Genomic DNA, 23409 nt, shown 5'->3' with positions numbered 1-23409 from the left:
GGTTCGAGCATGCTCTCCGACGACACACCCGCCTACGGCGATCCCTACGGCGAACCTGCCCACCCGGTGACACCGCAGCCGGCGGCGCGCGGCGGGTACGGCGCCGACGTGCTCTGGGCGCTGGTGACGGCGGCCGTGATCGGCGTGCTCGGGCTCGGGCTCGGGCTGCTGTGGCACGCGCTCGCGCCGGAGCTGCCGCTGCGGATGGCCGAGCTGGGCACCGAGCGCGGCCTGGTCTACATCTCGGGCGAGCCGGAGGAGCTGGCCGCGGCCGAGGGCTGGTTCGTGCTGCTCGGCCTGGGCTTCGGGGTGCTCGTCGCGGTGCTGGCCTGGGTGCTGCTGCCCTCGCGCCGCGGGCCGATCCAGCTGGCCGGGGTGCTGGTGGGCGCGGTCATCGCGGGCTGGGTCGCCTGGTATCTCGGCCACCACATCGGCCTGGCCGAGTACGAGCGCCTCAAGACCAGCGCGCCCGTGGACAGCATCGTGCACCGGCCGCCGGACCTGCGCGCGATCAAGGAGCTCGACTTCTTCCCGTACGCCGTCGGCGGCACCCTGCTGATCCCGGCGTTCGGCGCGGTGGTCAGCTACGCGCTGATGGCGGCCTGGTCGCGGTGGCCGTCGCTGCGGCGCGAGGAGGACGAGGACACCTACGCCGACGACGGCTACGACGACCACCCGCTCGACTCGCCGCGGTAGGCCGCGGTCAGTTCATCGCCGGGGTCGGGCCGAGCTGGGCGAGCTGGGCCGGCACCGCCCGCACCTCGCGCAGCAGCGCGGTCTCGCGGGCGAGCAGCTTCAGCTCCTCGCGCAGCCGGGTCGCCGGGTCCGGGGCGCTGAGCAGCCGCTGCCGGTCGCCCACGGTGAGCGAGGCGCTCGCCGCGACCAGGTGCGACAGCACCACCGGATCCTCCGGGAGCTGGTCGTCGGGGCCGCCGCGCAGGACGCCGAGATACTCCCGGAACGCCGCCAGCACGCGGGGGGCGAGGCTGTCGGCGGCCTCGTCGGCGGCGGGCTCGGGCAGCCACTCGACGCCGACCACGGGGTAGGGGTGCGGGCTGGGCACGAAACCGGTGATGCGGAACCGGCGCTGGCCCACGGTGACGATGTCGAAGCGGCCGTCCGGCAGCTCGGTGATCTTCCGGAGCTGCGCGACGCAGCCGACCTCGTGCACCACCACCTCGGAGGTGGCGACGCCGTCGTGCGGCGGCGGCATGACCTCCAGGCCGCGCTCGATGGCGACCACGCCGAACTCGCGCGGCGTGCCGTCGGGCAGGTCCATCAGGTTGCGCACCAGCGTGCGCCAGCGCTCCTCGAAGATGTGCAGCGGCAGCACCAGGCCCGGGAAGAGCACCGTGCCCAGCGGGAACAGCGGCAGCGTCCCGGTCATTGGCTGAGCCTAACGCCGGGATGTGTCAACGGCGCCGCCGCCGCCGCGCCGTGAGGAAACGTCCCCGGGTGGCCCGGGTCACTGTCCCAGTGCCTGGGCGCGCGCGCCGGGCGCAACGGGCACGCCAGTAGACTTTTGGGAGTGTTGACCCGTATCGACCTGCGTGGACGTGACATCGATCCGCGCAACCTGCTGCCCCGTGCCCAGATCGACGTCAGCCAGGCGGTGGAGCAGATCCGCCCGCTGGTCGACGGGGTGCGCGAGCATGGTGTCGAGGCGGTCAAGGAGGCCACCCATCGGCTCGACGGGGTGGACCTGGCCGCGTTGCGGGTGCCCGCGGAAGCGATCAAGGAAGCCGAGCAGGCGCTGGAGCCCGAGGTGCGGGCCGCGCTGCTGGAGGCGATCGAGCGCACCCGCAAGGTCCACGCCGACCAGCGCCGCACCGACCACACCACCCAGGTCGTGCCCGGCGGCACGGTGACCGAGCGCTGGCTGCCGGTGTCCCGGGTCGGCCTCTACGTGCCCGGCGGGCTGGCCGTCTACCCGTCGACCGTGGTCATGAACGTGGTGCCCGCGCAGGCCGCGGGCGTGGCCAGCCTGGTCATCGCGAGCCCGCCGCAGCAGGCGACCGGGCTGCCCGACGCGCGGGTGCTGGCCGCCTGCGCGCTGCTGGGCGTCGACGAGGTGTACGCCGTGGGCGGCGCGCAGGCCGTGGCGATGCTCGCCTACGGCACCCGCGGCACCGCCGACCCGGAGCGCGAGCTGCCCGCCGCCGACGACTGCGCGCCGGTGGACCTGATCACCGGTCCGGGCAACCTGTGGGTGACGGCCGCCAAGCGCCTGGTGCGCGGGGTGGTCGGCATCGACGCCGAGGCCGGGCCGACCGAGATCGCGATCCTCGCCGACGACACCGCCGACCCGGCGCACGTCGCCGCCGACCTGATCAGCCAGGCCGAGCACGACCCGATGGCGGCCAGCGTGCTGGTCACCGACTCGCCCGCGCTGGCCGACGCGGTCGACGCCGAGCTCGCGGTGCGGGTCGCCCGCACCCGGCACAGCGAGCGGGTGGCCACCGCGCTCGGCGGCCGGCAGTCCGGCGTCGTGCTGGTCGACGACCTGGCGCAGGGGCTGCGGGTGGTCGACGCGTACGCCGCCGAGCACCTGGAGATCCAGACCCGCGACGCCCGCGAGTGGGCGATGCGGGTGCGCAACGCCGGGGCGATCTTCGTGGGGGCGTACGCGCCGGTCTCGCTGGGCGACTACTGCGCCGGCTCCAACCACGTGCTGCCCACCGCCGGGTGCGCCCGGCACTCGTCCGGCCTGTCCGTGCAGTCGTTCCTGCGCGGCATCCACGTCGTGGAGTACACGCAGGACGCGCTGCGCGACGTGGCGCACCACGTGGTGGCCCTGGCCAACGCCGAGGACCTGCCCGCGCACGGCGAGGCCGTGACCGCGCGCTTCGAGAAGGGGAGCGCGGCATGAGCGACGACGCCTGGGTGCAGGGGCTGCTGCGGGAGGAGCTGCGCGGGCGCAGCGCGTACGGCGCGCCGCAGCTGGACGTGCCGGTGCGGCTGAACACCAACGAGAACTCGTACGCGCTGCCCGACGAGGTGGTGCGGGCGGTGTCCCGGGCCATCGCCGGGGAGATCGCGGACCTGAACCGCTACCCCGACCGGGACGCGGTGAAGCTGCGCGCCGACCTGGCCGCCTACTGCGGGCACGGGCTCACCGCCGAGCAGCTGTGGGCCGCGAACGGCTCCAACGAGGTGCAGCAGCAGCTGTTCCAGGCGTTCGCCGGGCCGGGCCGGGTCGCGCTGGGCTTCGGCCCGGCGTACTCGATGCATCCGCTGCTGGCCGCGGGCACAGCCACCACCTGGGTGGACGGCGGGCGCGGCGACGACTTCGGGCTGACCGCCGCGCACGCGGCCGAGCAGGCGCGCCGGCACCGGCCCGCGCTGACGCTGCTCTGCTCGCCGAACAACCCGACCGGCACCGCGCTGGACTTCGACGTGGTCGAGGCGGTGCTGGCCGAGACCGAGGGCCTGGTCGTGGTCGACGAGGCGTATGCCGAGTTCCGCCGGCCGGGCACGCCCAGCGCGCTGGAGCTGCTCGACAAGCACCCGCGGCTGGTGGTCAGCCGCACGATGAGCAAGGCGTTCGCCTTCGCCGGGGCACGCGTCGGCTACCTCGCCGCGCACCCGGCGATCGTGGAGGCGGTGCAGCTGGTGCGCCTGCCGTACCACCTCTCCGCGCTGACGCAGGCCGCCGCCCGCGCGGCGCTGGCGCACGCGGACGTGCTGCTGGGCACCGTCGAGGCGATCAAGGCGCAGCGCGACCGCATCGTGGCGGACCTGCGCGCGAGCGGCTGGACGGTGGCCGACTCCGACTCGAACTTCGTCCTGTTCGGACCGTTCCCCGACCAGCACGCCGCCTGGCGGACCCTGCTCGGCCAGGGCGTGCTGGTGCGCGACGTGGGCCTGCCCGGCTGGCTGCGGGTCACCGCGGGCACCCCGGCGGAGACCAGCGCGTTCCTGGACGCCATGAAGGAGCTGCGACCGTGAGCGGGCGCGGCGAGACGACCACGAACCCCCTCGGTGGGGACGAGCGAAGCGAGGCGACGGCATGACCAGGACCGGACGGGTCGAGCGGGTCACCAAGGAGACCAAGGTCCTCGTCGAGATCGACCTCGACGGCACGGGCCGCGGCGAGATCGGCACCGGGGTCGGCTTCTTCGACCACATGCTCAACCAGATCGCCCGGCACGGCGGGTTCGACCTGACCGTGCGCACCGAGGGCGACCTGGAGATCGACGCGCACCACACCATGGAGGACACGGCGCTGGCCCTCGGCGAGGCGTTCGCCATCGCGCTGGGCGACAAGGCCGGCATCCGGCGGTACGGCGACGCCGTGGTGCCCATGGACGAGGTGCTGGTGCAGGCCGCGGTGGACCTGTCCGGCCGCCCCTACGTGGTGCACGACGAGCCGATGGACCTCGCGCCGTACATCGGCCCGGTGTACCCGACGTCGATGACGCGGCACATCTTCGAGTCGTTCGGCCAGACCGCCAGGATCACGCTGCACGTGTCGGTGCTGCGGGCGGCCCGGCCGGGCACCCGGCCCGACGCGCACCACGTGGTCGAGGGCCAGTTCAAGGCGCTGGCCCGCGCCCTGCGGACCGCCGTCGAGATCGACCCGCGCAGCGCGGGCGCGGTCCCCAGCACCAAGGGGGTCCTGTGAGCGAGCGCAGCGAGCGAACCGTGCGGCCGTGCCTGAGCCGTGCCGCCGACGAGCGCAGCGAGGAGCAGGCATGACGGCGCAGCCGAAGGTGACGGTGCTCGACTACGGGTCGGGCAACCTGCGCTCGGCGCAGCGGGCCCTGGAGGCGGCGGGCGCGGACGTGGTCGTCACGCCCGACCTGGCCGCCGCCGAGCGGGCCGACGGCCTGGTCGTGCCGGGCGTGGGCGCGTTCGCGGCGTGCATGGCGGGCATCGAGGCGGCGCAGGCCGGGCCGGTCATCGCCGACCGCGTCATCGCCGGGCGGCCCGTGCTGGGCATCTGCGTCGGCGCGCAGATCATGTTCGACTCCGGCGACGAGCACGGCGTGGTCACCAAGGGCCTGGGCCTGCTGCCCGGCGCGGTGACCCGGCTGGCCGCGCGGCGCGTGCCGCACATGGGCTGGAACCTGCTCGACGCGCCCGCCGGCTCGCACCTGTTCTCCGGCGTCGACGCCGACGCGCGGTGCTACTTCGTGCACTCGTACGCCGCCCTGCCCAACGCCGACCTCGACGGGGTCGCGCTGGTCACCACGTCGACCCACGAGCACGCGACGTTCGTCGCCGCCGCGGAACGGGGCCCGCTGTCGGTCACCCAGTTCCACCCGGAGAAGTCCGGCGCGATCGGCGCGGCCGTCCTGCGCAACTGGATCGCCACGCTGTGACCCCGCCCGCTAGGCTCGCCGCGAACTGCGGCGAGCCCGGGGCGCGCCGGGCACGGCAGGCGTGAGGAGACACGGTGAGCAAGGAGCGGAAGCTGCGCCGCCAGGCGCGGGAGGCGGCCGCGCGGGCGGCCGTCGCCGCCGAGGAGAGGCGCGCGGCCCGTCGGCTGGCGCGTCGCGCCGTGTGGCGCCGCCTGAGCCTGTACGAACTGCGGGTACGGCGTACCGGGCGCCTGTCGGCGCGGCGCAGCGCCGCCCAGCGGGCCGGGATCGCCGTGGTGGCGGCCATGGTGCTGTTCGTGATCTGGAAACTGGTCCCGTCCACCGCGCTGGCGGTCGCGCTGACGCTGCTGCTGGTGCTGACCCTGCCCGTGTTCGTGATCGTCGCATTCGACCGAAGGAGTTCCTGATGGCCCTGGACCTGCTGCCCGCCGTGGACGTCGTCGGGGGACAGGCGGTGCGCCTGGTGCAGGGCGCCGCCGGCAGCGAGACGTCGTACGGCGACCCGCTGACCGCCGCGCTGTCGTTCCAGTCCGCCGGGGCGCAGTGGATCCACATGGTCGACCTCGACGCCGCGTTCGGCCGGGGCTCCAACGCGGCGCTGCTGGCCGACGTGATCGCGCGGCTGGACATCAAGGTCGAGCTGACCGGCGGCATCCGCGACGACGCGTCGCTCACGGCGGCGCTGGCCACCGGCGCCGCCCGGGTCAACATCGGCACCGCCGCGCTGGAGGACCCGCAGTGGTGCGACCGGGTCGTCGGCGAGTACGGCGACCGCGTCGCGGTCGGGCTCGACGTGCGCGGCCGCACCGTCTCCGTCCGCGGCTGGACCAAGGACGCCGGCGACCTCTACGAGGTGCTGGAGCGCCTCGACAAGGCCGGCTGCGCCCGCTACGTGGTCACCGACATCCTCAAGGACGGCATGCTCCAGGGCCCCAACCTGCAGCTGCTGCGCGACGTCTGCGCGGCCACGTCCGCGCCCGTCATCGCCTCCGGCGGCGTCTCCACCCTCGACGACCTGCGCGCCCTGGCCACCCTCGAACCCATCGGCGTCGAGGGCGTCATCACCGGCAAGGCCGTCTACTCCGGCGCCTTCACGATCCAGGAAGCCCTCACCGCCCTCTCCTGACGGGCCGATCTTGCGTGGACTGTGGGTACGACACGCTCGTACCGGACAAAAGGGCAACAGTTCCCGCAAGATCGTCGTGATCTCGGGTCCGGTCTCAGGAAACGGACCAAAGCGTCAGGGTGGACCGGAGGGCGGGTAGGTTCGGCGGTATGAGTGTCGCGGTGCGGGTCATTCCCTGTCTGGACGTGGACGGCGGGCGGGTGGTCAAAGGGGTGAACTTCGTCGACCTGCGCGACGCCGGGGATCCGGTGGAGCTGGCGGCGGCGTACGACGCGGCGGGCGCGGACGAGATCACCTTCCTGGACGTGTCGGCCTCGGTGGAGGGCCGCGGCACGATGCTCGAGGTGGTGCGGCGCACCGCGGAGACGGTCTTCATCCCGCTGACCGTGGGCGGCGGCGTGCGCTCGGTCGACGACGTCGACGTGCTGCTGCGCGCCGGGGCCGACAAGGTCGGGGTGAACACCGCGGCGATCCACCGCCCAGAGCTGATCACCGAGATCGCCCGCCGGTTCGGCAGCCAGGTGCTGGTGCTGTCGCTGGACGTACGGCGCCTCAAGGAGGGCCGCGGGTTCGAGGTGACCACGCACGGCGGGCGCAAGTCGGCCGGGCTGGACGCGATCGAGTGGGCGCGGCGCGGCGCGGAGCTGGGCGCGGGGGAGATCCTGCTGAACTCCATGGACGCCGACGGCACCAAGGAGGGCTTCGACCTGGAGCTGATCAAGGAGGTGCGTGCCGTGGTGGACATCCCGGTGATCGCCTCCGGTGGTGCCGGGAAGGCGGCGGACTTCCCGCCGGCGATCGAGGCCGGTGCCGACGCGGTGCTGGCGGCGAGCGTGTTCCACTTCGGCGAGGTCGGCATCGGCGAGGTCAAGTCGGCCCTGCGCGCCGCGGGCCACCCCGTCCGCTGACCCTCCGCTGACCCGGAGCCCGGCCGGTCCCCGGCCGATGGTGCTTGAGCGAAGATCGCTTTTCCCGGAAAGTGCGGTTTGACCGCACCACCGGGCCGGGCCGCTTGTGGCTTGGCGGGGAGATCGCTGTTTCCGGTCGGAAAGCGTGGTCCCACCGCACTTTCCGACCCGAAACAGCGATCTTGCGCACCGGCGGGTCCACCGCGGAAAGCCGAGGGGCGGACCGAGGGTTAAGAAGGTGCCCTTCCTCTACGCGGAGCGTTAAGAAGGTGCCCTTCCTTTCCTAGCGGCGGACGTAGCTGAGCAGGCGGATGATCTGCCAGTAGAGGAAGATCAGGCCGACCAGCATGCCGAAGGCGAGATACCAGCCGTAGCGGGGTGGCAGGCCGCCGGCGACGGCGCGTTCGACCTGGTCGAAGTCGAGCACGAAGGTGAGCGCGCCGACGATCACGCAGATCACCGCGAAGATCACGCCGACCGTGCCGGCCTGGTAGATGGGCAGGCCGCGGCCGAAGAAGCGCAGCGCCAGGTCGAGCAGGCTGAGCAGCAGGATGCCCAGCAGCGCGCCGGTGATCACCTGGGCGAAGCGCCGGCTGGCGCGCAGGATGCGGGCCCGGTAGAGCGCCGCCATCGCCAGGAACACCCCGAAGGTGCCGATCACGGCCTGGATCACGATGCCGGGGAACTGCTGCTCCAGCTCGCGGCTCACCACGCCCAGGAAGACGCCCTGCAGTACGGCGTACCCGCTGATCACGAGCGGGTTGGTGATCTGCTTGATCGTGATCACCAGCACCAGGGCCAGCGTGGCCAGCGTGGAGCCGAGCGCGGCCAGCCCGGTCCAGGCCGGGCTCCGCAGCAGGTTCCACGACACCGCCGCGGCGACCACGGTGACCGCGATGAGCACCAGGGTGCGTCCGGCGACCCCGTCCAGGGTCACCCGGCCCCGTTCGTCGAGCACGACGGGGCTGTCGATCCGCCGGGTCAGTACTGGATTGGAACTCTGCATCACCACGGGCGTCCTCCGCTGTTCGCGCATCCATTGTCGAGCGGGTCCCGCACCGGCGCGCCGGGAAGGCGGAAGTCCGCCGGAACCGTTGCGGCGGCACGGGGGCACCGCCTGAGAGCCTGCTGTGCCTCAGCTGATTTGTCCGGTTTTCGGGTTCCGGGCATCTGATGTGCGCTGCCGTAATAGTCTAAAAAAATCTCATGAAATAGGACGTTTCGTCCGGCTCGACCTCATCATTCCACCCCGGTAGGCAGCAGGGGGCAGCGATGCGTTGGATCATCGAAGCGGGTATGCGGTTCCGGCTGCTGGTGCTCCCGCTCGCCGCCGGGCTGATGCTGTACGGCGCGGTGCAGCTGCACAAGATGCCGGTGGACGTGCTGCCGGAGTTCACCCCGACCACGGTGGAGGTGCAGACCGAGGCGCTCGGCCTGTCCGCCGAGGAGGTCGAGCAGCTCATCACCGTCCCGTTGGAACAGGATCTGCTGGTCGGCGTGCCGTTCCTGGACGAGATCGAGTCCGCGTCGCTGCCCGGCCTGTCGTCGGTGGTGATGACGTTCGAGCCCGGCACCGACGTGCTCGACGCGCGCCAGGTGGTGCAGGAGCGCCTCACCCAGGCGGTCGGCGTCGCCGGCCTGCCCGAGGTGGCCAAGCCGCCGCAGATGATCCAGCCCGTCTCGTCGTACCGGCGGGCCGCGATGATCAAGCTGGGCTCGGGGACGCTGAGCCCGATCGACGTCTCGGTGCTGGCCCGCTGGGTGATCAGCCCCCGGCTGATGGGCGTGCCCGGCGTGGCGAACGTGACCGTGTGGGGCTTCCGGGACCGGCAGCTGCAGGTGCTCGTCGACCCGCAGCGGCTCAAGGCGAACGGCACCACGCTGGCGCAGGTGATCGCGACCACGGGCAACGCGCTCGAGGTGTCGCCGCTGACCTTCCTGGAGGCGTCGAGTCCCGGCACCGGCGGCTTCATCGACACCGTGAACCAGCGGCTGAACATCTTCCACGAGCAGACCATCAAGACCGCGGCCGACCTGGCGAAGGTGCCGCTGGAGAGCGCCCCGGGCGAGACCGCCCCGGCGGGCGCGCCCAAGACCCTCGGGGACGTGGCGACCGTGGTGGAGAACCACCAGCCGCTCATCGGCGACGCGGTGTGCGCCGGCGGGCAGCCCTGCCTCTACCTGGTCGTGGAGAAGTTCCCGGAGGCGAACGCGGTCGAGGTGACCAAGGGCGTGGAGGCCGCCATGGCATCCATGGCGCCGGGCCTGGGCGGCGTCACCGTGGACACCTCGCTCTACCGCCCGGCGACGTTCATCGAGTCGTCGTTCGAGCACCTGTCCTGGGTGCTGCTGGGCGGCCTGCTGCTGATGCTGGTCGTGGCGGGGCTGCTGCTGTGGAGCTGGCGCAAGACCGTGATCATCGCGGTGGTGGTGCCGCTGTCGCTGGCCGTCGCCGTCGTGGTGCTGTACCTGCGGGGCACCACGGTCAACCCCATGATCGTGGCGGGCCTCGTGCTGGGCCTGACCGCCGTGATCCACGACGTCGTCGCCGACACCCACCATGCCGCCCGCGGCATCCGCGAGTACCGCCTGCGGGGCGGGTCGCCCGACTCGGTGTGGTCCGCCATCGCGCACGCCCTCGCCGCCGTACGCGGATCGATGGTGTACGCGATCCTCATCGTGGCCGTGGCGACGGTGCCGATCTTCTTCCTGGAGGGCGCGGGCAAGGCCTTCCTGGCCCCCGTCGCGCTGTCCTACCTGCTCGCCGTGGTGGCGTCCATGCTGGTCGCGCTGCTGGTCACGCCGGCCCTGGCGCTGCTGCTGCTGGGCCGCGCGCCGATCCTGCAGGCCGGCTCCCCGGCGGCCGGCCCGCTGCGCACCGGCTACGACCGGTTCGCGCCGCGCCTGCTCGGCCACACCGGGGTCGCGGTCGCCGGGGCCGCCGCGCTCGCCCTGATCGGCGCGCTGGCGCTGCCGTTCCTGCACCCCACGCTGCGCCCCGCGTTCCAGGAACGGGACGTGCTGGTGCACCTCGAAGCCGCGCCCGGCACCTCGCTGCCGCGGATGACCGAGATCACCAGGAAGGCCGTCGCCGACATCGGCGCCCTGCCCGGCGTCGTGGGGGTAGGCGGGCACGTCGGCCGCGCGGTGATGTCCGACCAGATCGTCAACGTCAACGCCGGCAAGGTGTGGGTGAAGATCGAGCCGGGCGCCGACTACGGCGACACGATCGCCTCCATCCGCGACACCGTACGCGGCTACCAGGGCGTCGCGTCCGACGTGGCGACGTACTCGCAGGAGCGGGTCACCGACATCCTGGGCGAGCGCGAGGAGGACGTCGAGGTGCGCGTCTACGGCGAGAACCCCGAGGTGCTCGCCGCCAAGGCCGAGGAGATCAAGGGCCTGCTGGGCAAGGTGGACGGCGTCAGCGGCGTCAACGTCGAGCGCGCGCTGGAGGAGCCGGCGGTCGAGGTGACCGTGGACCTGGCCAAGGCGCAGGCCGCGGGCGTCAAGCCGGGCGACGTACGCCGTGCCGCGGCGACGCTGGTGGGCGGGCTCACCGTGGGCAACCTGTTCGACCAGCAGAAGGTGTTCGACGTCGTGGTCTGGGGCGACCCGAAGATCCGCCAGAGCGCGGCCGACGTCGAGCAGCTGCTCGTGGACACCCCGAGCGGCAAGCAGGTCCGCATCGGCGACGTCGCCACGGTGCAGGTGGCGCCCAACCCGGCGGTCATCCTGCACGAGGACGTCTCCAACCACCTCGACGTGACCGCGGACGTGACCGGCCGCGACGTCGGCGCGGTGGCCGGCGACGTGAACGCGCTGCTCAAGCAGGTGCAGTTCCCGCTGGAGCACCACGCCGAGGTGGTGGGCAAATTCGAGCAGCGGCAGGCGGCGCTGGTCACGGTCGCGTGGACGGCGCTGGCCGCCGCGATCGCGATCTTCCTGCTGCTGCAGGCCGCTTTCCGCAGCTGGCGGCTGGCGCTGCTCGGGGTGATCGCGATCCCGCTGGCCACCGTCGGCGGCGTGGTGGCGGCGCTGCTCGTCGGCGGCCTGACGCTGGGTGCGGCGGCCGGGCTGCTCGCCGTGTTCGGCCTGGCCGCGCGGGCCGTCGTGCTGCTGATCCGCCGGTACCAGCAGCAGGAGCTCACCGAGGGCGTGCCGTTCGGCCGGGACCTGGTCGTGCGCGGCACGAAGGACGCCGCCGCGACGACCGTGGTCTGCGCGGTGTCGATCGCGGCCCTGCTGCTGCCGATCGCGGTCTTCGGCGGGATCGGCGGGCTGGAGATCCTGCGCCCGATGTCCGTCGTCGTGCTGGGCGGGCTGGTGACCCTGCTGATCGTGGTGCTGTTCCTGCTGCCGGTGCTGTACCTGCGCTTCGGCCGGGTGACCGAGCGCGACACCGCCGGCGACCACCTCTTCGACCCGCTGCCGCCGGCCGGCCCGGCGCAGCCCGGCACCGAGGCGGGCCTGGCGCGGCGGATCCGGACGGCGCTGGTCACGGTGCCGCTGGTGGGCGCGCTCGCGCTGGCCGGCTGCGGCGGCGTGGTGCCCGACAAGTACAAGATCGAGGGCGAGCCGGCGACCGTGGAGGAGATCGAGGGCTCCGACCACGTCCGCATCACGCTGACCGAGCAGGCCGCCAAGCGGCTGGCGGTGCAGACCGTCCCGGTCACCGCCACCGCCCAGGGCCTGACCGTGCCCGCCGGCGCCGCGTTCCTCGACGACGACGGCGAGTGGTTCGTCTACACCAACCCGTCGCCGCTGGTGTACGAGCGGCACGCGGTCGTGGTCAAGCAGGAGGACGGGCAGGTCAAGCACCTGTCACACGGCCCGGCGCCGGGCACCCCCGTGGTGGTCGTCGGCGTGCAGGAGCTGGCCGGCATCGAGGACGAGGTCGGCCACTGACGGCCGGGGCAACGGAGAGAGGCCGCTCATGAAGTGGATCGTCGGATGGAGCCTGAAGTTCAGGTACATCGTCGTCGCCCTGACCGTCTTCCTGGTCTTCTTCGGCATCCAGCAGCTGGGCACGATGAAGGTCGACGTCTTCCCGGAGTTCGCCCCGCCGAAGGTGGAGATCCACACCGTGGCGATCGGCCTGGCGCCGACCGAGGTGGAGCAGCTGATCACGGTGCCGCTGGAGCAGTCGTTCAACGGCATACCCGGGGTGAAGACGATCCGGTCGCGGTCGGTCGAGCAGCTGTCGCAGATCGTGCTGCTGTTCGACCAGGGCACCGACCTGCTCACCGCGCGGCAGCTGGTCGCCGAACGCATCGCCGCGGTCACCCCCACGCTGCCGAGCTGGGCCGCGCCGCCGGTGATGCTGCAGCCGCTGTCGGCCACCAGCCGGGTGCTCAAGATCGGCCTGTCCAGCAACGACCCGAAGATCGACATGATGGACCTGTCGATGACGGCGTACTGGAAGATCAGGTCGCGGCTGCTGCGGGTGCCGGGCGTGGCCAACGTGCCGATCTGGGGCGAGCGGCTGGAGATGCTGCAGGTGCAGGCCGACCCGAAGCGGATGGCGCAGCAGAAGGTCAGCCTGGAGACGGTCATGACGGCGACCGCGGACGCGCTCGACGCGGGCCTGCAGCAGTACTCCGCGGGCCACTACATCGGCCGCGGCGGCTGGCTGGAGAGCCAGGGCCAGCGCGTGGGCGTGCGGCACGTGCAGCCGATCGTCACCCACGCCGACCTGGCCAACCTGCCGATCACCACGCGGGACGGGCGCACCATCAAGCTGAGCGACGTCGCCGATCTCGTCCGTGACCACCAGCCGCTCATCGGCGACGCGGTCATCAACGAGGGCGACGGGCTGATGCTCATCGTCGAGAAGCTGCCCTGGGCGAACACCCTGGACGTCACCAAGGGCGTCGAGGAGGCGCTGAAGGAGCTGGAGCCGGGCCTGACCGGGGTCACCGTGGACCCGCAGATCTTCCGGCCCGCCACCTTCATCGAGGACGCGATCAACAACCTGACCAAGGCGCTGGTCCTCGGCGCGATCCTCATGGTCGTGATGCTGTGCCTGTTCCTGTACTCGTGGCGCACCGCCGTGATCAGCGTCGTGGCCATCCCGGTGTCGCTGCTGGCCGCGGTCCTGGTGCTGCACTGGCGCGGCACGACCATCAACACGATGGTGCTGGCGGGCTTCGTCATCGCCCTGGGCGACATCGTCGATGATGCCATCGTCGACATCGAGAACGTGGTCCGGCGGCTGCGCCAGGCCCGCGCCGAGGGCGACCCCAGGTCGACCGCCCGGGTCATCCTCGACGCGTCGATGGAGGTGCGGGGCGCGATCGTGTACGCGACGGTCATCGAGGTCGTCGCGATCCTGCCGATCTTCATGCTGGCGGGGCTGTCCGGCTCGTTCTTCCGGCCGCTGGCGCTGTCGTACGCGCTGGCCCTGCTCGCCTCGATGGTGGTGGCGCTGACCGTCACACCGGCGCTGAGCCTGATCATGTTCCGCAGCCCGAAGTCGCTGCAGCAGCGCGAGTCGCCCCTGGTCCCGCCGCTCAAGCGCGGGTACGAGTGGCTGCTCAGCCGCATCATCCGCCGCCCGCTGCCGGTGTACGGCGGCGTCGCGGTCGTCACCGTGCTGGGCCTGGCCATGCTGCCGCTGCTCGGGCAGTCCCTGCTGCCGAACTTCAAGGAGCGGGACTTCCTCATGCACTGGCTGACCAAGCCCGACACCTCGCTGCAGGAGGAGGTGCGCACCACCAAGCTGGTCAACGGCGAGCTGCTGACCATCCCCGGGGTGCGCAACGCCGGGTCGCACATCGGCAACGCGCTGCTGGGCGACGAGCCCTACGGCGTCTACTTCGGCGAGAACTGGATCAGCGTCGACCGCGACGTCGACTACGACCAGACCCTGGCCAGCGTCAAGGACGTGGTCAACGGCTACCCCGGCATCTACCGCGACGTGCTGACCTACCTCAAGGAGCGGATCCGGGAGGTGCTGACCGGCACCAGCGAGCCCATCACCATCCGCATCTACGGCCAGGACCTCGACCAGCTGCGGGCCAAGGCCGAGGAGGTCGACAAGATCCTCGGCGAGACGCCGGGCGTGGGCGAGCACTACGTGGACTTCCAGGACAACGTCCCGCAGCTCAAGGTGGAGGTCGACCTGGACGCGGCCAAGCAGCACGGCGTCAAGCCGGGCGACGTCCGGCGCGCGGCGGCCTGGCTGATGGCCGGCGAGGAGGCCGGTGACGTGTACGTCGACGGCCGGGCGTACGACGTGCAGCTGTGGAGCCCGCCCGCGAACCGGCAGACCATCACCGACCTGCGCAACCTGCCGATCGACACGCCGTCGGGCGGCCAGGTCCGGCTGGACGACGTGGCCGACGTCAGCATCGTGGCGGTGCCCAACGTCGTGCATCACGAGGACCTGCTGCGCGACATCGACGTCGGGGCGAGCCTGGACGGCACGCGCGACCTCGGCTCGGTGGCCCGCGACATCGAGTCGCGGCTCGACGCGGTCGACTGGCCGCTGGAGTTCCGCGCCGAGATGCTCGGCGAGTACACCGAGCGCCAGGCCGCGCAGGAGCGCCTGCTGCTCGCCGCGGTCGTCGCGGGCGTGGCCATCCTGCTCCTGCTGCAGCTGGCGTTCCGCAGCTGGCGGCTGGCCGTGCTGTCCTTCGTGGTCCTGCCGCTCGCCCTGGTCGGGGGCCTGATCGCCGCGTTCCTCGGCGGGGGGATCGTGTCCCTGGGCTCGCTGGTCGGCTTCCTCACCGTCTTCGGCATCGTGGCCCGCAACGGCATCATGCTGATCAGCCACTGCCAGCATCTGGAGCAGGAGGAGGGCGAGGAGTTCGGCCCGCAGCTGGTGCTGCGCGCCGCCAAGGAGCGCCTGGTGCCGATCCTGATGACGGTGCTCACCACCGGCCTGGCACTGATCCCGCTGCTGGTCACCGGCTCCATCCCGGGCCAGGAGATCGAGCACCCGATGGCTGTGGTGATCATCGGCGGGCTCATCACGGCGACGCTGCTGAACCTGTTCGTGGTGCCCTCCCTCTACCTGCGGTTCGCCAAGAGCCGCCGCAGCGCCCGCCGCCCCGCCCACGCGGCACCGGAACCGGCCCCGGGCGGCTGAGTCCGGCTCCGTGGCCGAAGCTCCGTCCCTGCCGTCGGGACGGCAGGGACGGAGCTTCGACCATGCTGGGGCGCGCTCGGCGGGCCGCTCGTAGGAACGTCTGAGCTGCGCGGATTCGGTCTCGTGGCGGGTCTCGGTATGCCAGGGTGCAGAGGTAGCGCAATCTGGCGAAGGAGACCGAAATGGACATGTCGCACCCTGATGCGGGTGGCTCGGTGACCGTGGCCGCACCGCCCGGCCCGCAGGCGCCGCCCGCGCCGTCGACGCGGCGCTGGATCGCCGAGCGGGACCGGCTGGAGGCCGCGATCGCCGAGACCGGCGTGGACTTCGACCAGCCCCGCTCCATCTACTGGAACGCCGCCTGCGGCGTCGAGGCCGGCGCGGACTTCGCCGCCGTCCGCGCGCGGGTGCGGCGCTACGCCGACTTCGCGCCCACCTTCGAGGCGATCGCCCGCCGCCGCGAGGCGCGCGCCGAGGCCGCCGCCGCCGACGGCCACCAGGTCACCGCGCGCGACAACTACTACATGGCCGCGGTGCACTGGGGCGCCGCGCAGTGGCCGATCCACTGCGACGACGAGGTGAACCGCTTCTACCACCGGCGCAAGCGCGCCTGCTACGCCCGCTACGCCGAGCTGGCCGACCACCGGATCGAGGCGGTGACCATCCCGTTCGCGGGCGGCGCGCTGCCCGCCTGGTTCCACCTGCCGCCCGGCTACCACGGCGGCCGCCTGCCGACCGTGATCGCGGTGCCCGGCATGGACAGCTTCAAGGAGGCCACCGTCGCGCTGTACGCCGACCGCTTCCTGTCCCGGGGGTTCGCGGTGCTCGCCGTCGAGGGCCCCGGCCAGTACGAGGCCGCCATGATGGGCATCCACATGACGGTGCCCGCCTGGGCCCGCACCGGCACCGCCTGCGTCGACTGGCTGTCGCAGCGCGAGGAGGTCGACGCGCAGCGGATCGCGCTGAGCGGCATCAGCTTCGGCTCGTTCGCGGGCACCATCGCCGCGGCGCACGAGCCCCGGCTGCGCGCCTGCGCGGTGATGAACACCTGCCACCAGCCGGGCTGGACGGCGGCGTTCGAGCAGGCCTGGCCGACGTACAAGATGCGCTTCATGTACATGTCGGGGCACACCGACGAGGACGCGTTCGACGCCTTCGCCCGTACGCTGACCTGGGAGGGCCACGCCGAGCAGCTGTCCATGCCGTACCTGGTGCTGGCCGGCGACCGCGACGAGCTGAGCCCGCTGGAGTGCAGCGAGGCGCTGCTGGCCACGGTGCGCGGACCCAAGCAGCTGGTGGTCTACCAGGACTCGCGGCACTCCATCGGCGGCGTGCCCGCGGCGAACCTGGGCCCGTTCGCGCCGACCCTGGCCGCCGACTGGCTGGCAGACCGGCTGCGCGGAGTGCCCTTCGCCAGCGAGAAGTGGTACGTCGACGCGGCGGGCAAGGTCACCAAGACCCCGCTCTGACCGGCCGCGCACGACAGCACCGGCAGCCGGCGCACCGGTGCGTCAAGACCGGCGAACGCGGCTCCACGCGCGGACCCTGCGGGCCCGATGCGTTAGGAAGGGCACCTTCTACCACGCATAGCGTTAAGAAGGTGCCCTTCCTTTCGGGAGCTAGGCGACCTCGATGGGGCGCATCATCTCGTTGTCCTCGTGTTCGAGCATGTGGCAGTGCCAGACGAAGCGGCCGGGCAGGTCGAAGACGGCCTTGACCCTGGTCACCTCGCCGGAGTGCGCGAGGACGGTGTCCTTGCGGCCGGACTCCCAGGCCTCGGCCGGGCGCGGCGTCGGCGGGATGCCGAACGGCTGGCGGCTGATCACCTCGAACTGCACCTGGTGCAGGTGCACCGTGTGCGAGTGGTCGGTGAAGTTGAGGATCTCCCAGGTCTCGCTGCGGCCCAGCACCGGCTTCTCGGTCACGGCGTCGTGCCAGCGCAGGTGCGTCTGGGTGCGGTCGGGCGCGACCGTGCCCAGCATCGCGATCCGGTGGTTGACCCCGGTGACCGCCGCCGAGGGCAGCTCGTCCAGCAGGACGCGCCAGGTCGCCGCCGACTCCGGCAGGGGCGGCGCCGCGGGCAGGGTGAGGTGCTCCGGCGGCACGCTGGTGTCCTGGCCGTGCAGCCCGATCACCTGCAGTTTCATCACCTGGCCGGTGGTGGCCGGGTTGGCCGGCTGGTAGTCGGTGCCGAGCACACCCGCGGCGTACGGCACGTCGGGCGCCTCGTTGATCACGTACAGCGGGGTGCCCTCGGCCACGCCGGTGAAGTCGACGATCACGTCGGCCCGCTCGCCGGGCCCGAGCAGCAGCTGGTCCAGGCGCAGCGGCGTGCGCAGCCAGCCGCCGTCGGAGCCGATCTGCCAGAACGGCAGGGCCGCCGCCGCGGGCCGGGGCGCGGTCGGGCTGGCTGCGATCTTGAAGATGAAGGTGCGCGAGTTGCTGCCGTTGAGCAGCCGGAACCGGTAGCGGCGCGGCTCGACCGCCAGCTGCGGCCAGGTGCGCCCGTTCACCACGATGGTGTCGGCGAGGTAGGCCGGGTTCCAGATGGGGGCGATGTCGCTGGTGGGCGCGTACGGCCCGGCGAACCCGTCGTGGAACTCGCGACGGCTGTCCGGGTAGTACAGCGAGCCGTCGGCGTGGAACGAGCGGTCCTGCACCACCAGCGGGATCTCGTAGTGCCGGGTGCCGGCCGGGTCGTCCGGGCCGGGCGCGGGGCCGGGCAGCGTGCCCTCGGGCAGGTCGGCGTCGCCGCCGCGGATCAGGTAGAAGCCGACCGGTCCGGCGTACACGTTGAGCCGGGTGATGCCGAGGGCGTGGTCGTGATACCACAGCGTGCCCGGCGCCTGGTCGTTGTCGTAGCGGAAGACGGCCTGGCCGGGCTTCCAGGGCGAGCCGTAGTGCTCGGCCTTGGCGCGCATCGCGGCGTAGTCGGAGCCGGTGGCGGCGAAGCCGCGCGGCAGGTCGGCGTGGGGGAGATACCAGGCGGTCGGGAAGCCGTCGGACTCCTCGGCCGCGTGGGCGCCGTGCACGTGCGTCACGATCGGCACCGGCCCGGTGTACGGCTTCGGGTTGGCCGGCAGGTGCGCGGGCATGTCCTGGTGCCCCGCGCCGCCGGCCGGGTTGGCCCAGTGCAGCGTCTGGTCCACCGGCAGCAGGTGCGGCCGCGCCCGGCCCTTGCCGTCGACCAGGCCGTTGATCCAGGTCACCTCGATCGGGCGGTCCACCCGCGCCTCGATGGTGCGCGCCGGGTAGCCGAACGTCTGCGGGTGCGCCGCGGAGCCGTACCCCCAGACCGTGGTCTTGGGCAGGCCGGGCGGCAGGATCTGCTGGCGGAACTGCCGCACCGCCACGGCGTAGCGGTCGGTCGCGCCGTCCCGCGAGGTCGTCGGCATGGCGGCGGGGATCGGCAGCCGCGTCTTGTACTTGTGGATCTTCGTGGCGTCGAGTTTCCGGGCGGCGATCGCCGCGGCCGCGGCGCGCGCGGCGCCGGCCGGGGAGGGCAGGAGGATCGCCGCACCGGAAAGCACACCGGTGGTCAGGAGTTGTCGTCGGGAAGGCATGGCACGCCCTTCGGGTCGCCTATCTCGGAGGACCTGGCGAGCGGCGCAAGAAGCCTGGAGGGACAAATTGTCCGATATGCCAGGAACTCCGCCAACCTACCCACCGACTCCCACCAGGACAATTAGGCGCACCGGTAGCCCCGAAACGGAAGATCGCCGTCACCGGTCAGAACCCGCCTTGTAACCGCAGATCCCGACCGCGGACAGCGGCCTCCACCTCTGCCGCCCGACGCCGGCGGCCGGCGTCCGGCGCGCGGAAGATCGCTGTCTTGGGTCGGAATGTGGAGTGTGACTGCACATCTCGACCGGAAGTAGCGATCTCCGCCGCGCCGCCTGGCGGAACCTGGCGGCCGGAACGCGGAAGATCGCTGTCTTCGGTCGAAATCTGAGGTCTGACCAGAGATTCTGACCGGAAACAGCGATCTTCCATAGGGGCGGCCGCGCCCGCGCCAGGGCCGCCTGCCCCGCGCGGTGCGGAGCAGGCGGCGGAGCCGGGCCGCGTTATGGGGCGGTGACGACGACCGCGGCGTTGAAGCCGCCGAGGCCGCGGGCCACGACCAGGGCGCGGCGTAGCGGGGCCGGGCGCGGGGCGTCCAGCACCAGGTCCAGGTCGGCGCAGCCGTCGGCGAGCGTGCCGACGTTGATGGTCGGCGGGATGACCTGGTCACGCAGCGAGAGCAGGGCCATGGCCAGGTCCAGGCCGCCCGCGCCGGCGGCGAGCCGTCCCGTCATGGTCTTCGGCGCGGTCACCGGCACCCGGCCGGGCCCGAAGACGCCGTGCAGCGCCTGCGCCTCGGCCAGGTCCAGCTCCGGCACCCCGGCCGCGTCGGCGAACACCACGTCCACGTCGGACGCCCCGACGCCCGCATCCGCCAGCGCCAGCTCGATCGCGCGCCGCAAGCCGGGCGGGCGGCCGCTGCCCGGCGCCGGATCGAAGGTCGCGGCGTAGCCGCTGATCTCGCCGTACACCTTCGGGGCGGATCGCCGGGCGGCGCTGTCCGGCTGCTCGACGATGAGGATCGCGCCGCCCTCGCCCGGCACCCAGCCGTTGGCGTCGGCGTCGAACGGCAGGTACGCCCGCGCGGCGTCGTCGCGCTCGCTGATCTGCCCGGTGGCGAGCTGGCCGATCCAGCCCCACGGGCACAGCGAGCCGTCCACGCCGCCGGTGACCGCGAGCGGCGTGCCCGCCCGCAGGTGGCGGCGGGCCTGGCCGACCGCGTCGAGCCCGCCGGCCTGGTCGGTGACGATCACGCCGCTGGGCCCGCGGATGCCGTGCCGGATCGAGATCTGCCCGGTGTTGACGGCGTAGAACCAGGCGAAGGACTGGTACGCGCTGACATGGTCGCCGCCCTTGGACCACAGCTTCTCCAGCTCCTTCTGGCCGAATTCGAAGCCGCCGGCGGAGCTCGCGGTGACCACGCTCATGTCGTACTCGCCGAGTGCGGCGGGGTCGACGCCCGCGTCGGCCAGCGCCTGCGCGGCGGCCGTGAGCGAGAAGCGGGTGACGTGGTCGGTCTGCGCGAGCAGCCGGTCGGGCAGGTGCGCGGCCGGGTCGAAGTCGCGGATCTCGCCGGCCAGGCGCGACGGGTACTGCGCCGGGTCGAAGCGGGCGACGCGGCCGATGCCACCGCGCCCGTCGAGGATGTTCTTCCAGTACGTCTCGGCGTTCAGGCCGGTCGCGGCGATGACGCCGAGCCCGGTGACGACGGGTGCGCCGCTGAGATCGCCCTGGGCGTGCGCTGCGCGTGCGCCCCGGTCGCCGCGCTGCGACGTGACTCGCTCGCTCATCGGGCACCTCCTTCCGGGCGGGCCAGCAGCATGGCGCTCTGGAAGCCGCCGAACCCGCTGCCGACCGACAGCACCGCGTCGAGGTGCCGGTCGCGCGCCTCCAGGGGCACGTAGTCCAGATCGCATTCGGGGTCGGGCTCGTGCAGGTTGGCGGTGGGCGGCACCACGCCGTTGACGATGGCCAGCGCGCATGCGGCGACCTCGATCGCGCCGATGGCGCCCAGCGAGTGCCCGACCATCGACTTGATCGAGCTCATCGGGGTGGCGTACGCGTGCTCCTTGAGCGCCAGTTTCACCGCCGCCGTCTCGTGGCGGTCGTTCTGCTTGGTGCCGGAGCCGTGCGCGTTGACGTACCCGATCGCGTCCGGGTTCAGCTTCGCGAAGTCGAGCGCGCTGCGGATCGCCTCGGCCATCTCCCGGCCGTCGGGGCGCAGCCCGGTCATGTGGAAGGCGTTGCAGCGGGAGGCGAAGCCGACGATCTCGGCGTACACCGGTGCGCCGCGGCGGCGGGCCCGCTCGAAGTCCTCGAGCACGAACATGGCCGAGCCCTCGCCGAGCACGAACCCGTTGCGGCTGTTGTCGAACGGGCGCGAGGCGTGCGCGGGGTCGTCGTTGCGCGGCGTGGTCGCCTTGATGGCGTCGAAGCAGGCGACGGTGATCGGGGAGATCGGGGCGTCGGAGGCGCCGCCGACCACGACGTCGGCGCTGCCCTCACGGATCAGCTCCGCGGCGTACGCGACGGCGTCCAGCCCGGACGTGCAGCCGGTGGAGATCACCGCGGCGGGGCCCTGCGCCCCGACCGACCAGGCCACCTCGGCCGCGAACGAGCCGGGCACGTAGTAGTCGTAGAGGTGGGGTGAGGTGTGTGCGTTGTCGACCAGCCAGCGGCTGCCGCGCTCGGACGCGATGACGTACTCGCGCTCCAGGCTCATCGTCGCGCCGACCGCACTGCCCACGACCGTGCCGAGGCGGTAGGGGTCGAGCTCGGCGGGCTCCAGGCCGGCGTCGGCGACGGCCTCGGCGGCGGCGACGACCGCGAACTGCGCCGCGCGGTCCATCCGGGTGGTCTGCGCCGCGGTGAGCCCGTGCGCCGCGGGGTCGAAGTCGCACTCGGCGGCGACCTGCGACCGGAATGGCGAGGGGTCGAAGAAGCTGATGGTGCGGGTGGCGGTGCGCCCGGAGGTGAGCAGCTCCCAGAACGCCTTGGCGCCGATGCCTCCCGGCGCCACCACGCCCATCCCGGTAATGACGACACGTCGATGCATGGACGCCTCCTGCGGGGTCGGTGGACCTTCGTCGAGCATTTCCCGAGCCCGCTTGAGGCTCGCTTGAGAAACGGCCGCCGGGCGACGGCGGCTGGGGATGGTGTCGTGCGGCTTTGCTCTGCTTACTAATACGCACGTGCGTATTAGTAAGCAGAGCAAAGCGGCCGGCGGCCTATCCGCCCGCGGCTCGGTGCGCGGGGCGAAGCGGCCGGCGGCGCGGCCGCGGTCAGGCGGCCAGGCCGGCCGCGACCAGCTCTCCCACATGCGAGGCGGGCTCGTACGTCCACGCGGTGTCCAGGGCGGACGCGGTGTCCAGCACCGGGTCGCCGGTGAGGATCGCGTGCTGGACCCGCTGGATGCGCCGGGAGGGTTCCAGGCCGAGCTCGCCGATGAGCACCTCGCGCAGCCTGCGGAACGCCTCCAGCGCGTCGGTGCGCCGGCCCGCCCGGTACAGCGCGATCATGAACTGGGCCTGCAGGTCCTCGTGCAGCGGGTGGCGGGCGGCGAGGCAGCCCAGCTCGCCCAGGATCTCGCGGTGGCGGCCGAGGCCGAGGTCGGCGTCGACGCGCTGCTTCCAGGTGGCCAGCCGCGCCTCCTCCAGCCGCGCCGCCTCGACCCGCAGCACCGGGCCGAGGCGCACGTCGACCAGCGCCGCGCCCTGCCACACCTCCAGTGCGGCGGTGAGCAGGCGGGACGCGTGCGCGTGGTCGCCGCAGAGCAGGGCCAGCCGGCCCTGGTCGGCCAGCCGCTCGTACTCGTGCAGGTCCAGCCGGCCGCCGTCCAGCCGCAGCTGGTAGCCGTCGGCGTGGGTGACCAGCAGCTCGCGGGCCACCTGTGCCGGGTCCATGCCGCAGACCCGGGCGAGCATGCGCCGGATCTGCAGGATGTACGTCTGCAGCGTGGTCAGCGCGCTGGCCGGCGGTTCGTCGTCCCACAGCTCGGTGGCCAGCGAGTCGACCGGCACCACGCGGTTGGCGTGGATCAGCAGCAGCGCCAGCACCTTGCGGGGCTTGGGTGCGGTGAGGTCGCCGCGGGCGGCGCCGCAGCGCACGTCCAGCGGGCCGAGTACCCGGTATTCCATGTGCACCCCCGAAGTGGCAGACGCGCTCGCCGTATGCGAATGCCGCCTCCACCACTATTAGTGCTCGCGAGGGGTCATCTGCCCCTTTCGCCGGAATTGGTGATGATCTCCCGGTGACCGCCCCGGGGTGGCCCTTGATCGCGGCGTGGCGGCTTGACCTGGGCATTCAAGTCACTTTCGACCGGTTCTCAAGTCGCCGGCTGAGACGGTTCTTGGCAGACGGCTCGCCGCGGAGGAACGCGTGCGGCCGAAATCCAGCACC

Annotated in this window: 17 protein-coding genes; 11 read left to right on the top strand and 6 right to left on the bottom strand. The window is 72.6% G+C overall.

Annotated features, from left to right (window positions below):
* Window positions 1-9: 9 nt before the first annotated feature.
* On the top strand, window positions 10-696 hold the full coding sequence (locus AB0J67_RS09800) for a DUF2567 domain-containing protein (protein WP_363478828.1): 687 nt from the start codon (window positions 10-12) through the stop codon (window positions 694-696).
* Window positions 697-703: 7 nt separating this feature from the next.
* Here AB0J67_RS09800 and AB0J67_RS09795 read toward each other — a convergent pair whose 3' ends face one another.
* Entirely contained in the window at window positions 704-1387 is a 684-nt protein-coding gene (locus AB0J67_RS09795) for an LON peptidase substrate-binding domain-containing protein (RefSeq protein WP_363478825.1), read from the bottom strand.
* A gap of 141 nt (window positions 1388-1528) precedes the next feature.
* Here AB0J67_RS09795 and hisD point away from each other — a divergent pair, with 141 nt between their 5' ends.
* From hisD to hisF, 7 genes are all read left to right on the top strand, one after another.
* Window positions 1529-2869, top strand: coding sequence for a histidinol dehydrogenase (hisD, locus tag AB0J67_RS09790; protein WP_363478822.1), 1341 nt, complete (start codon window positions 1529-1531; stop codon window positions 2867-2869).
* Window positions 2866-3948, top strand: a complete 1083-nt coding sequence (locus AB0J67_RS09785) for a histidinol-phosphate transaminase (protein ID WP_363478819.1) — start codon at window positions 2866-2868, stop codon at window positions 3946-3948. Before hisD ends, AB0J67_RS09785 begins: the two co-directional genes overlap by 4 nt.
* A gap of 61 nt (window positions 3949-4009) precedes the next feature.
* Window positions 4010-4624: an imidazoleglycerol-phosphate dehydratase HisB gene (gene hisB, locus AB0J67_RS09780; protein ID WP_363478816.1), complete on the top strand. Its 615-nt coding sequence runs from the start codon at window positions 4010-4012 to the stop codon at window positions 4622-4624.
* Between the two features lie 70 nt (window positions 4625-4694).
* Entirely contained in the window at window positions 4695-5324 is a 630-nt protein-coding gene (gene hisH / locus AB0J67_RS09775; protein ID WP_363478813.1) for an imidazole glycerol phosphate synthase subunit HisH, read from the top strand.
* Between the two features lie 74 nt (window positions 5325-5398).
* The gene (locus AB0J67_RS09770; protein WP_363478811.1) at window positions 5399-5731 is read left to right on the top strand and encodes a hypothetical protein; all 333 of its coding nucleotides are present in this window, start codon (window positions 5399-5401) and stop codon (window positions 5729-5731) included.
* A complete protein-coding gene (gene priA / locus AB0J67_RS09765) occupies window positions 5731-6450 on the top strand; it encodes a bifunctional 1-(5-phosphoribosyl)-5-((5-phosphoribosylamino)methylideneamino)imidazole-4-carboxamide isomerase/phosphoribosylanthranilate isomerase PriA (RefSeq protein ID WP_363478808.1) in 720 nt (239 codons plus the stop codon). The genes AB0J67_RS09770 and priA overlap by 1 nt, the downstream gene beginning before the upstream one ends.
* A gap of 149 nt (window positions 6451-6599) precedes the next feature.
* Window positions 6600-7358: an imidazole glycerol phosphate synthase subunit HisF gene (gene hisF, locus AB0J67_RS09760; protein ID WP_363478805.1), complete on the top strand. Its 759-nt coding sequence runs from the start codon at window positions 6600-6602 to the stop codon at window positions 7356-7358.
* A gap of 283 nt (window positions 7359-7641) precedes the next feature.
* Here hisF and AB0J67_RS09755 read toward each other — a convergent pair whose 3' ends face one another.
* Window positions 7642-8364: a Bax inhibitor-1/YccA family protein gene (locus tag AB0J67_RS09755; protein WP_363478862.1), complete on the bottom strand. Its 723-nt coding sequence runs from the start codon at window positions 8362-8364 to the stop codon at window positions 7642-7644.
* A 266-nt stretch (window positions 8365-8630) separates the two neighbouring features.
* Between AB0J67_RS09755 and AB0J67_RS09750 the strand changes: the two genes are divergently transcribed.
* From AB0J67_RS09750 to AB0J67_RS09740, 3 genes are all read left to right on the top strand, one after another.
* Entirely contained in the window at window positions 8631-12266 is a 3636-nt protein-coding gene (locus AB0J67_RS09750) for an efflux RND transporter permease subunit (protein ID WP_363478802.1), read from the top strand.
* 28 nt (window positions 12267-12294) lie between these two features.
* Complete coding sequence (locus AB0J67_RS09745; protein ID WP_363478799.1) at window positions 12295-15450, top strand: efflux RND transporter permease subunit; 3156 nt, start codon at window positions 12295-12297, stop codon at window positions 15448-15450.
* 182 nt (window positions 15451-15632) lie between these two features.
* Window positions 15633-16919, top strand: coding sequence for an alpha/beta hydrolase (locus tag AB0J67_RS09740; protein ID WP_363478796.1), 1287 nt, complete (start codon window positions 15633-15635; stop codon window positions 16917-16919).
* Window positions 16920-17069: 150 nt separating this feature from the next.
* Here the strand turns inward: AB0J67_RS09740 and AB0J67_RS09735 are convergent, their stop codons facing one another.
* The 4 genes from AB0J67_RS09735 to AB0J67_RS09720 all read right to left on the bottom strand — a co-directional run bounded on the left by AB0J67_RS09735 (window position 17070) and on the right by AB0J67_RS09720 (window position 23147).
* The gene (locus AB0J67_RS09735; protein ID WP_363478793.1) at window positions 17070-19013 is read right to left on the bottom strand and encodes a multicopper oxidase domain-containing protein; all 1944 of its coding nucleotides are present in this window, start codon (window positions 19011-19013) and stop codon (window positions 17070-17072) included.
* A 501-nt stretch (window positions 19014-19514) separates the two neighbouring features.
* Complete coding sequence (locus tag AB0J67_RS09730; protein ID WP_363478791.1) at window positions 19515-20801, bottom strand: ketosynthase chain-length factor; 1287 nt, start codon at window positions 20799-20801, stop codon at window positions 19515-19517.
* The gene (locus AB0J67_RS09725) at window positions 20798-22066 is read right to left on the bottom strand and encodes a beta-ketoacyl-[acyl-carrier-protein] synthase family protein (protein WP_363478788.1); all 1269 of its coding nucleotides are present in this window, start codon (window positions 22064-22066) and stop codon (window positions 20798-20800) included. The genes AB0J67_RS09730 and AB0J67_RS09725 overlap by 4 nt, the downstream gene beginning before the upstream one ends.
* A 226-nt stretch (window positions 22067-22292) precedes the next feature.
* Complete coding sequence (locus AB0J67_RS09720) at window positions 22293-23147, bottom strand: AfsR/SARP family transcriptional regulator (protein WP_363478786.1); 855 nt, start codon at window positions 23145-23147, stop codon at window positions 22293-22295.
* Window positions 23148-23409 lie beyond the last annotated feature (262 nt).

The organism is Catellatospora sp. NPDC049609, assembly GCF_040675365.1.
GTDB lineage: Bacteria > Actinomycetota > Actinomycetes > Mycobacteriales > Micromonosporaceae > Catellatospora.
This window is presented reverse-complemented; position numbering and strand designations above follow the sequence as displayed.